Source organism: Bacillus sp. SD127 (assembly GCF_058566445.1).
Genome location: NZ_CP191226.1, coordinates 2432708 through 2445539, shown reverse-complemented (window position 1 = coordinate 2445539; position 12832 = coordinate 2432708). Strand labels below are relative to the sequence as shown.

Below are 12832 nucleotides of genomic sequence, written 5' to 3'. Positions count from 1 at the left end.
GAGAGGAGTGGGAACATGATAACTGAACAGCTGCGCATCTCATTAAATAATCCTATCATGTGCAATCACAAGGTATATGGACAAGCGTTATTACCCGGCCTTGCTTATATAGATCTGATTTATCAAGTATTCCAAGAACATGGTTACGCTTATCAAGAGCTAGAACTGAAAAATCTGACCATTTTTTATCCTTTAATCGCGGAAGCATCGTATGACATTGCCCTGACAATCCAAGTGTCTGAAAGCAAAAAAGGGACATGGTCCATCTTAATTGAAGGGCAAAAACAGCATGGAGAGTCGTTATCAGGTCATAGACGATATGCTTCGGCCGAGATGCATCATAAAGCACCAGCTGCTTTCACGGAAAAGATTGACCTTCATCAATGGAAAAAAGCGGCCGGCCGAATTCTGAATTTGGACGACATTTATGATCAATGCCGCCGTCAAGAATTAGTGCATACAGGCATGATGAAAGCAGAAGGACAGGTGTATGAAACAAAAGAGGCCGTTTTGATTGATGTATCTGTCGGACAAGAAGCATTGCTTCATTCTGAGGCTTTTATGTTTCATCCGACGCTCATCGACGGCAGCGGTTTAGGGTCAAGCGGCTTGCTTTCAAGTGTAAATAAAAACGAACAGACTGTGTATCTGCCTTTGTTTTTCGAATCCTTTACAGCTTCGGAGCCATTACAAAAAGAATGTGCGGCGCGCATTCAGGCTTCCTCCGTGCGCCAGAAAAACGAGCTTACTTATATGACCATTGAATATTTTAATTCTTCTGGACAAAAAATAGCCGAACTTAAAAACTTCGCAAGCAAGTCTGTCCGGGATGCGAAGGCCTTTCAGCCTGAAAAAGAAATCGATCAGCTCCAGGAAGAGAGAGTGGTAAAAGAAACTTCTGTCTCTCATGACGCTGGCCGGAAATACAATGCGTTTGAAAGGTTACTGCGTCAGTTGCTGGCTGAACAGCTTGAAAAACCGGCAGAACAAATGGATATTCACGCCGGGTACTATGAGCTTGGGTTAGATTCGCCATCCTTGCTTGAAATTGTTCAGGCGATAGGATCTCATGTTGGAGAAGATCTCTCTCCCACTTTGCTGTTTGAATATACAACGATTGCAGAATTATCAGCGCATTTGGCTGAAAACTATTTGTTTGGAGAGGCGGACGATGCTGTCCGCCAGTCTCCTGCATCACTGCCGGAGTCTTTAGATGCTCTTTCTTCCCCGCCAAAAAAAGCGGAGGACATTGCGATCATTGGGATGGCAGGCCGTTATCCTAAGGCGAAAAACATACAAGAATTTTGGGAAAATCTTAAGGCTGGAACAGACTGCATCAGTGAAATTCCGAAATCACGGTGGGAATGGAAGGAATTCGATGAACTGACAACACCTTCTGGAAAGCCCTTTTCAAAATGGGGCGGGTTCATTGAGGATGCCGATTGTTTTGATCCGCAATTCTTCAGAATTTCTCCCAGAGAAGCAGAAACCATGGATCCTCAAGAACGCTTATTTTTAGAGACATGCTGGGAAGCCATTGAAGATGCAGGTTATACGCCTGAGACAATTGCTGCACAGCGAGGCGCTAATAAAAGACGGCATGTCGGCGTCTTTGCCGGTGTCATGCATAAGGACTATTCCCTTATAGGTGCTGAAGCTTTATCCGAACAAAATCCATTTCCTTTGTCACTGAACTATGCGCAAATCGCCAATAGAGTGTCTTACTACTGTAATTTCCATGGGCCAAGCATGGCAGTGGACACGGTCTGCTCATCCTCTTTGACTGCCATTCACTTGGCGATAGAAAGCGTCCGGAATGGTGAATGTGAGGCTGCGATAGCAGGGGGTGTCAATTTATCTCTGCATCCAGCTAAATATATCAGCTATGGCAGTGTGGGGATGCACTCGAGTGACGGCTATTGTCATACATTCGGCGAAGGCGGTGACGGATACGTTTCTGGAGAAGGGGTTGGAACGGTATTATTAAAGCCTCTGCGAAAAGCTGAACAGGATGGTGACCGGATTTATGCCGTCATCAAAGGAAGTGCCATTAATCATGTAGGCAAAGTCAGCGGTATTACGGTTCCGAGCCCTATAGCGCAAGCCGATGTTATAGAAACCTGCTTAGAAAAAACAGGAATCGATCCGCGTACGGTCGGCTATGTGGAAGCGCATGGCACCGGCACCTCATTAGGAGACCCAATTGAAATTCAAGGATTGGTGAAGGCTTTCAGCCGAAATACGCAGGATCAGCAATTTTGTTCGATCGGTTCTGTGAAATCAAATATTGGCCATGCTGAATCTGCAGCCGGCATCAGCGGGTTAACGAAGACCGTTCTGCAGCTGTATTATAAAACGCTGGTCCCATCCCTACACTCAGAAGAGCTGAATCCTTATTTGGAGCTGGATCAATCACCGTTTTTTGTTCAGCGCGAAGCAAAGAAATGGGAGCAGCCGGCATTGACAGAAAACGGAATGGAGATTAAGTATCCCCGCCGTGCCGGTGTAAGTTCGTTTGGAGCGTCAGGGTCCAATGCGCATATCATTTTGGAAGAATACATCCCGGCAGAGAACGACTCAGCCTCTGTTTCTGTGAAATATGAAGAGGCAATTATCCCCTTGTCGGCGAGAAATATAGACAGGCTGCAAGCATACGCCGGCAAACTCATTGAGTTTCTTCACGAGGACATTAATCTTTTTGAGCTTGCTTATACACTGCAGGCAGGACGGGTGGAAATGGAGGAGCGGGCAGCCTTCATCGTAAAAGACATAAAGGATCTAATTCATCAACTTCAAGCATTTGTAAAAGGTGAAGAAGCCGATCGCTGCTGGACCGGACAGGCCAAAGAGGGCCAAGGGTTTACCGGGGCAAAAGCGGGAGATTTGAAGAACATCGCGGAATCATGGGTTCAAGGAAAACAGGTCAACTGGGATGAACTCTACGGCGCTCGCAAGCCGCTTAAAATAAGTGTTCCAACCTACCCGTTTGCAAAAGAACGCTACTGGATACCGGCACCTGAGACGAAAATCAGCGGCAGAACAACGAATGCTGCATTACATCCGCTGCTGCATAGGAATACGTCAGACTTTTCTGAGCAGCGCTTTAGCTCTAGCTTCACAGGCAAGGAATTTTTTCTATCAGATCATGTTGTGCAGGGACAGAAAATCCTGCCGGGTGTTGCCTATTTAGAAATGGCAAGGGAAGCAGCGGAAAAAGCAGCGGGTGATCTGGGAGAGGGACAAAGAATTGTGTCGCTCAGAGACATCGTCTGGATTCGTCCTATCGCGATTGAAAGTGAACCAAAAGAGATACATATTGGTCTTTATCCTGAGGAGAGCGGAGAGATCAGCTATGAGATTTACAGCAAAGATGAAAACCAGATGATACACAGCCAAGGGACTGCAATCCTAGGGGCTGAACCGGACATTCCTGTTTTAGATATTAAAGCGCTGCAGGCGGAATGCAGTCTGGACACAGTGACATCAGAGCAATGCTATGCGGCGTTTCGGAAGATAGGGCTTGACTATGGAGAGGGCTATCAAGGGATTAAAAAAGTGCTTATCGGACACGAACAATTGCTTGCAAAAATCTCCTTGCCCGCTTTTTTGGAAGACGGTAAGAAGCAATTCATGCTCCATCCGAGTTTGATGGATGCCGCTTTCCATGCATCGATTGGTTTTATCGTTAGCTCAGTCAATACGGATGCTCAAGTCCATAAGCTGTCTCTGCCGTTTGCAATGCAGGAACTTAACATTCTTGCCCCTTGCCCTTCTGAAATGTGGTCTTATATTAGATTCAGTTCAGACAGTAAGGCAGAGGACAAAATCAGAAAGTATGATATTGATCTATGCGATGAAGACGGGAATGTCTGTGTGCAAATGAAGGGTGCTTCCATTAGAGCGCTGGAAGGAGAACCTCAATCTCCGGAAGCAATAGCAGCGGGATCTTCATCGATAGGACATACGATGATGGTTCCTGTCTGGGAACCAGTGTCTCCAAATGCGGAGAGCGGTGTCTTTGCTGCCGGTGGACAAGCCGTTTTATTAGGGGGTACTGAGCACGAACAGAAGTTAATGAAACAATACTATCCTCAGGCTGTGGTTTTGGATATCCAGCCGGCAGATCACATGGAAACGATAGCGAACAAGCTGCAAGCGTGCGGCAGCATTGACCATGTACTGTGGATTGCTCCGCTACACTCAGAGCAAATGTTTATTGAAGAACAGGAAGAAAACGTTCTTCACGTATTTAAGCTTGTGAAAGCACTTCTTCAATTAGGCTATGGCGGGGAAAAGCTGGAATGGTCAATTATCACCGTCCAAGCGCAGCCGATTACTCAGCATGAAGCTGTCAATCCTGCTCATGCTAGCATTCATGGACTCATTGGCACAATGGCTAAGGAATATCCGCATTGGAATATCCGGCTGATTGACCTTGAAGAAGGCTGCACTTGGCCGATCAAACAGATGTTTACACTCCCTGCAGACCGTCTTGGGCACGCGTGGGCCTATCGGAATCACCAATGGCATCAGCAGCAATTGATTCCCTATCAGCAATCCCCTTCAAATGATACGTTATATCGAACCGGCGGAGTGTATGTGGTTATTGGAGGAGCTGGGTACATCGGAGAGGCATGGAGTGAGTATATGATCCGCCGCTATCAGGCACAGATCGTTTGGATTGGACGCAGTCAAATCAATGATGCCATCCAGGCAAAATTAAACCGTCTCTCGGCACTTGGACCTGCGCCTTACTATATTGCAGCCGATGCTGCGGATATGCATTCATTGCAGCAGGCTTATGAACAAGTGAAAAAACGCCATCCTCATATTCATGGGATCGTTCATTCTGCAATGGTTTTATTTGAACAAAGCCTGGAAAATATGACGCTCGAAGAATTCAGAGCTGGATTGGCGGCAAAGGTGGATGTAAGTGTTCATATGGCCCAAGTATTTCAGCAGGAGGATTTGGATTTTGCTCTATTTTTCTCTTCGCTTGTGTCCCATATCAAAAATGTGAAGCAAAGCCATTATGCCTCTGGCTGTGCGTTCGCAGATGCATTTGCTTACCGGCTGTCCCAAAGCTGGAGTTGTCCCGTTAACGTCATGAATTGGGGATATTGGGGGAACAGGGAAGCGGCCGAAGATGAAAATTATGTGCAGCTCATGAATCAAATTGGCTTAGGCTTAATTGAACCTGAGGAAGGGATGAAAGCGTTAGAAGCCCTGCTTTCAGGGCCTGTCAGCCAAACGGCTTTCATTCATACGACTAAATCTGTTGCAGTCGAAGGCGTGAATCAGAAGGAATTCATCACCCTTTACCCGCAGCAGCCTTCGATAGACGCCGAAAGCCTGAAGAGACGCCTGCCGGAAACACGGAAAATAAAAAGAGTAACACACGAGGAGCTGGACGCTCTCCTTTACAGACTTCTGTTAGCGCAGCTGCAGACGGCCGGGCTGTTTGATGGTCATACATTATCGGTTGAACGTCTTCAACGAAACAACAATACTCGTGAGTTTTATGAAAAGTGGCTCCGGCAAAGCAGCGAATTCCTTCTGCAGCAAGACTACCTTAAAAAAGATGGAGATTCTTTGGTGAGGAAGGACAAGGCAGCGGATATAGACATGCTTTGGAATGAATGGGATGCAAAAAAAGCAGAATGGCTCCAAGACAGCAACACAAAAGCGATGGTTGTGTTAGCTGAGGCCATGCTGAAAGCATTACCGGATATCCTGACAGGGAAGGTGCCTGCGACAGATATCATGTTCCCTCATTCGTCAATGGAATTGGTGGAAGGTATTTACAAGCATAACCAAGTTGCAGACTACTTCAATACAGTGCTCGCTGATACGTTAACAGCTTACGTAGATGAACGGCTGAAACAGGACCCTAAAACCCCCATTCGCATTATGGAGATAGGCGCAGGTACTGGCGGCACGAGTGCCGGAATCTTTCAAAAACTGAAAACCTATCAAAATCATATAGGAGAATATTGTTATACAGATCTTTCAAAGGCGTTTTTGCTGCATGCAGAAAAAGAGTATGGGGCGGAAAATCCTTACCTGACATATCAGCTATTTGACGTAGAAAAACCAATCGATCAGCAGGAAATCGAGGCAGGCGGCTATGACGTTGTAATTGCCGCTAATGTTCTTCACGCGACAAAAAATATTCGCCAAACGCTGCGGCATGCAAAAGCTGTGATGAAGCACAACGGACTGCTGTTACTAAATGAAATGGCGGGAAACAGCTTGTTTCCACACATCACCTTCGGACTGTTGGAAGGCTGGTGGCTGTATGAAGATCCTGCGCTGCGAATTCCCGGCTGTCCTGGTCTATATCCAAACAAATGGAAAGAGGTCTTAGAAAGCGAAGGCTTTGAATCCGTGTTCTTCCCGGCAGAAGCAGCACATGACCTCAGTCACCAGATCATAGCAGCCTCAAGCAACGGAGTGGTGCGCCGTATGGCTATGGAAATGGTGCCTCCTGCAGAAAAGGATTTTTCTTCAGCGAGGAAGGAGCCGGCATCTGTCCAAAACGTAGCTTCAGAGATAGGCGGATCATCAAATGATGCCGTCTTGATAGAAAAAAGCACCGAGTATATGAAAAAACTAATCGGACAAACATTGAAAATCCCTGCAAGTAAAATTGATTCATCTGAACAGCTTGAAAAGTACGGAATCGATTCTATTGTCGTTGTTCAGCTCACGAATACATTACGTAAGGAACTGGACCATGTGAGCAGCACTTTATTTTTTGAGTATCAGACAATAGACGCGTTAGTGGAACACTTAATCAAAACGAAAAAAGCAGCACTTTTGAGACTGACAGGCCTTGACCGTCAAGTGCAAAATGACAAGCCGGTAGCAATCAATAACAAATCTTCACAGGAGGCTGGGCAGGCGCCTGACACAACCCGGCGCTATCGTAAGCTTGGCCGCAGCCGCGAGAAAGAAGCACCATCACTGGCACAAGCACCGGTCAGCCGTGATGTTGCCATTATCGGCATATCCGGGCGTTATCCTCAGGCGGAGACAGCAGAAGAATTTTGGAACAATCTAAAAGAAGGAAGAAATTGTATAGAGGAAATCCCGAAAGACCGCTGGGATTGGAAAGCATATTACGATAAAGAAAAAGGAAAAGAAGGCTCGATTTATACAAAATGGGGCGGATTTATCAAAGGTATGGATACTTTTGATCCTTTATTCTTTCAAATTTCTCCGCTAGAAGCAGAAAGAATGGACCCTCAGGAGCGATTATTCCTGCAAACCGCCTATGCGAGTATTGAAGATGCGGGATACACGCCAGACACGCTCTGCTCAAGCAGAAAAGTCGGCGTCTTTGCCGGAGTAATGAACAAAAATTATCCTACTGGCTACGGCTATTGGTCCATTGCCAACAGGGTATCCTACTTGCTGAATTTCCAAGGCCCGAGCCTTGCTGTTGACACAGCATGTTCGTCTTCTCTGACAGCGATCCATTTGGCGTTAGAAAGCATTTACAGCGGATCAAGTGAGTGCGCCATTGCCGGCGGCGTCAATTTAGTTGTCGACCCTGTTCACTATCAGAACTTATCTGTCATGAACATGCTCTCTGAAACTGACAAATGTAAATCATTCGGTGATGACGCAGATGGGTTTGTTGACGGAGAAGGAGTGGGTGCCGTCATTTTAAAGCCTTTGCAAAAAGCAATAGAAGACGGTGACCATATATATGGGGTGATAAAGGCCAGCTCCATTAACAGCGGAGGCAAAACCAACGGATATACGGTTCCAAATCCGAATGCCCAAGCCAAGCTGATTAAAGAAGCCATTCAGCATGCCAATATCCCAGCCAGAACGATCAGTTATCTGGAGGCACACGGAACAGGCACTGCATTAGGAGATCCGATTGAGATTGCTGGATTAACAAAAGCGTTTGAGGAAGATACACAAGAAAGACAGTTCTGCGCGATCGGCTCCAGCAAATCCAATATTGGTCATTGTGAAAGTGCAGCCGGCATCGCTGGTTTGACAAAAATACTGTTTCAGTTTAGATACGGTCAAATCGCACCATCATTGCATGCTGAGCGTTTGAATCCAAATATTGAATTCAGTCAAACTCCGTTTATCGTTCAGCAAAAGCTTGGTGAATGGAAGCGGCCGATCATTGATGGTCGGGAAGTGCCAAGACGCGCCGGATTAAGCAGTTTTGGCGCCGGAGGGTCAAATGCCCATCTGATCTTAGAAGAATATATTCCGAAAACCGGGGCACAAACACCCCAAGCTCATCCTCCTGCTCTGATCGTGCTGTCAGCGAAAAACAGTGAACGGCTTCAAGAAAGAGCGGAGCAGCTGCTCACTGCCGTTCGCGAAAAAAGGTACAGTGAATCAGATCTGGTCCGGATTGCCTTTACGCTGCAAACAGGCCGTGAAGCAATGGAGGAAAGGCTTGGCTTTATTGCCGAATCAATAGAAGATCTAGAGAGCAAGCTGCAAGATTTTATAGAAATGAAAGCAGAGGATCTGTATCTGGATCGTATCGACGGTAATAAACAAGCATTAGCGCTCTTATCAGCTGATGAAGATACGGAGAAGATGATAGACGCCTGGATGAGCAAAGGGAAATTTACGAAATTACTGGATCTTTGGGTGAAGGGCTTGTCTTTTGACTGGACAAAGCTGTACGGAGCTCATAAGCCGATCCGAATCAGCCTGCCGACATATCCATTTGCGAAGGAACATTACTGGGCATCAGGTGTTGAAAAGAGAACAACGTCCTTTGAAAACAATATAGAACACCAAGAGCAAGAAGACTTCGAGGTGATGACCTTTAAAGAAGTATGGAAAGAACAGCAGGTGTCTCTCACATCGAAAAGCTTCACAACTCTCGTCTGTTTTCTGACTGACAGAGACAAGCAACAAGCATTCGCTTCAGCTGTGAAAAGCTTTGATTCAGAGACCAAGGTCATATTTGTTTCTCAAGGCGAAACGTACGGCAAACAGTCTCAATACTCTTATCAAATTGTACGGAAGGATCCCGGCACTTTTGAGAAAGCCTTCCGTAGGATTCAGGAAGAACATGGAGAACCGGATGCAATCCTCTATTTATGGGCGACGGAGGATTCAAGCTGTAGTCAGGATTATTCCTGTGCAGTCTATTTATTGCAAGCTATGGCGGCCGCGAAGCTTCAACCTGCCCGTGTGTTATTGGCTGGATGTTTTGAAAATGGTCTTGACCGAAGTTATCTGGAATCATGGATAGGATTTGAACGTTCACTCGGGCTAGTCCTTCCGAATACGAAAGTGACAGGAATCTTTCAGGATGCTGATCAAATTCCAAAAGAATCAATGGATGATTGGACAAGTAAGATCTGGACGGAATTACAGGCTTCAACCGAACAAACCGTCTTGTATCAGAATGAGAAACGTTATGTATGTCAGATTGAACAGACAACGTTACAGCCAGGCAACAGCAAATTGAAGTCCGGGGGAACTTACCTGATTACAGGCGGGTTAGGAGGGCTCGGTTATTTATTCGCCAAGCATTTGGCTAAAAACTATGCCGCGAACATCATTCTGACAGGACGAACGCCTATCAACAAAGAAAAACAAAAGCAGCTAAAAGCATTGAGGGAGTTAGGCGGCGAAGCCATGTATGCAGAGGCGGATGTGTGTGATCCGATCGCAATGGGAGACTGCGTGAAACGCGGAAAAGACCGGTACGGCACCATCAATGGTGTCATTCATGCCGCCGGTATCGAGAGCGGGTCCTCTATTTTTGAAAAAGAGATGGATAGCTTCAAGCGCATTATTGAACCGAAAATCAATGGAACGATCGCGCTTGACGAGTGGTTTAAAAAAGAAACCCTGGATTTTATCTGTTACTTCTCTTCGTCTTCTGCTATTTTAGGAGACTTTGGTTTTTGTGATTATGCGGTAGGGAATCGGTTCCAAATGGCTTATGCACATTACAGAAACAAGCTTCATCACGGTAATACATTTGTTATCAACTGGCCTGTTTGGAAGGACGGCGGGATGTCAATCGGGAATGCCGAAACTACCGAGATGTACCTGAAGTCAAGCGGTCAGCGCTTCTTAGAAGCGGAAGAAGGCATACGTATGTTTGAACATATTTTGTCTCAGCAGGATGCGCAGCATCTTATCATAGCCGGTCAGCCAAGCCGGGTCCGCCGCTTTTTAGGAATGACTGAACGTGCCGTTCCAGAACCGGACATGATAGCACCGCCTGCACAAGAAACATCGGGCGGGATGAAGAACCTAAGCGTTGAAAAACGTTTGGAAATGGATTTGAAAATGCATATTCACACCTTGCTTAAGATCTCAAAAGACAAGCTAGACTTGAATAAGAACTGGGCCGACTTTGGATTTGATTCCATCTACTTGGCTAAATTCTCGAACGTGTTAACTGACTATTACAAAGTCGAGATAACGCCTGCTTTATTTTTTGGCTATTCGACTTTAAAAGAATTGATCCGCTTCTTTTTAACGGATCATAAAGGCCTGATCGAGGAATTTTACCGGGGTGATGCATCTGATACTCAGAATCAGGCTAAAGCTGAAGTGCCGGTTTCTGCAGCACTCCAATCAGAAAACAGCCATAGAAGCGGCCGGCAGCTTTACACAGAGCCTATCGCCATTATCGGAATGAGCGGCAGGTTTCCTCAAGCTGATTCGGTTCATGAATTGTGGGACAATCTGAAAAACGGAAAAAAATGCATTTCAGAAATTCCGAAAGACCGCTGGGACTGGCGTGAAGTCAAAGGACATCCAGAGAAAGCAGAAGTGCCGAGATGGGGCGCATTTTTGAAAGACATAGACCGATTTGATCCGCTGTTTTTTCACATATCGCCTAAAGAAGCCGAAAGTATGGACCCGCGCCAGCGATTGTTTCTGGAAGAAGCATGGCATACATTTGAGGACGCAGGATATATGGGAAACCGGATTAAAGGAAAGTCCTGCGGCGTTTATGTGGGTGTGGAAGAAGGAGAATATGCCCACTTAACCGGTGAGACGGATTACATTACCGGCACTCAAAACGCCACATTGGCTGCGCGAATTGCATACGCATTAGATTTAAAAGGACCTAATATGGCGTTGACGGCAGCATGTTCCTCAGGACTTGTAGCCATTCATCAGGCATGCGCAGCCTTGCGTCAGGGAGACTGTGAAATGGCTTTAGCCGGAGGCGTCAGTCTGAATATTTCTCAAATGTCTTATGAGGCGCTGACAAAGGCGGAAATGCTTTCTCCAGATGGACAATGCAAAGTGTTTGACCAGGATGCCAATGGACTTGTGCCTGGTGAAGCGGTAGCAGCTGTTTTGCTGAAACCATTATCAAAGGCAATTGAAGATCAAGATCACATTTATGGATGTATAAAAGCAAGCGGCGTGAATTATGACGGCAAAACCAATGGAATGACAGCTCCCAATCCTTTTAGTCAGGCGGAATTAATAGAAAGCATTTATGAAAAATATCAGATCAATCCGCTGGATATTCAATATGTGATGGCGCACAGCACTGGATCAAATCTGGGAGATCCGCTTGAAGTACAGGCATTGACGGGTGCGTTCAGCAAATATACGAAACAGAAGCAATTCTGCACCATCGGCTCGATTAAATCATTAATCGGACACACATTTGCAGCTTCCGGTGTGGTTGCTTTGATCAGTATGCTGATGGCTATGAAAAATCAAACCATTCCGGCTACCCATGAATGTGAATCGAGCAACCCCTATATTCAGTTTGCAGAGAGCCCTTTTGTGCTTCACAAAGAGAACCAGCCATGGATCAGAAAAAATCATAATCCGAGGACGGGGACAATCAGCACAACGGGCATCAGCGGGACGAATGCGCATGCAGTAATTGAAGAATACATTCCGGATGAGCAGGCATCCGCGCATCAAGAGCCAACCGAATGTCCGCAAGTTATCGTGCTTTCTGCTCAAAATGAGGATCGGCTTCACGATGCTGTTCTGCAAATGCTTGAGTATGCAGAGCAGATTGACAGCCTTTCATTACCTGATGTTGCGTATACACTCCAGGTTGGAAGAAAAGCAATGGAAGCAAGACTGGCGATCGTAGTGAATAATCAGGAACAACTGGTGCGAAAATTGAAGGAATTTGAAGAAGCAGTGAAGAATGGTGAATCATTCGGCCAATTTACATCCTTTTATACAGGGAATGCGGAAGACATTTCAGAAGAACGAGATGAAACATCTCTGAAAACGGTCGTCATAGAAAAAGATTTTAAAAAGATAGCAGATTGGTGGACGAAAGGAAATCATATTTCTTGGGAACTGCTCCATGAAGACAATAATGTCCGTATCGTTCCGTTACCTGGCTATCCATTTGCAAAGGAACGCTATTGGATCTCATCAGATAAGAATATTAGGCTATCGTCACAAGTCGCCCAAAGTGAGACTGACAAGTCCAATGAAGAGAAACACATTCAAGACATCATCGTACAATTTCTGGAACGAGAGCTGAGCCTGTCACGGCATCAAATCAGTTTCAAAAGAAACGTTCAAGAATACGGGATGGATTCAATTCTTGGCCGAAAGCTGATGCGTCATTTAGAAAAGACCATTCAGATCAAGCTGACCGGCCGGGAGCTTCTTGAATTCCAGACAATCCAAGCGCTTTCTGCTTATGTGGCCTTAAAAGCTGAAGGAAAAAACCGAAGCGCGGAGGCTCTGCCGCAAAATCAAACCAACAGCCTGTACAGTGACGAGCAAATCATCGGTTTGATGCAAGAGGTGGCGCAAGGGAATTTGGATTTTAAGAGTGTGCAAAACATCATAGAAGGGAGTTAATCGTATGAACCATAAA

At 45.9% G+C, this 12832-nt stretch carries 1 protein-coding gene; it reads left to right on the top strand.

Translation table 11 applies throughout. The features are described from left to right. Positions 1-15: 15 nt before the first annotated feature. A complete protein-coding gene (locus ACQVGS_RS12860; RefSeq protein WP_491830285.1) occupies positions 16-12816 on the top strand; it encodes an SDR family NAD(P)-dependent oxidoreductase in 12801 nt (4266 codons plus the stop codon). Positions 12817-12832: the final 16 nt, after the last annotated feature.

What these genes read in the sequence shown, in the direction of transcription:
- ACQVGS_RS12860 (WP_491830285.1), top strand. Translation starts at nt 16, where the DNA reads ATGATAACTGAACAGCTGCGCATCTCATTAAATAATCCTATCATGTGC.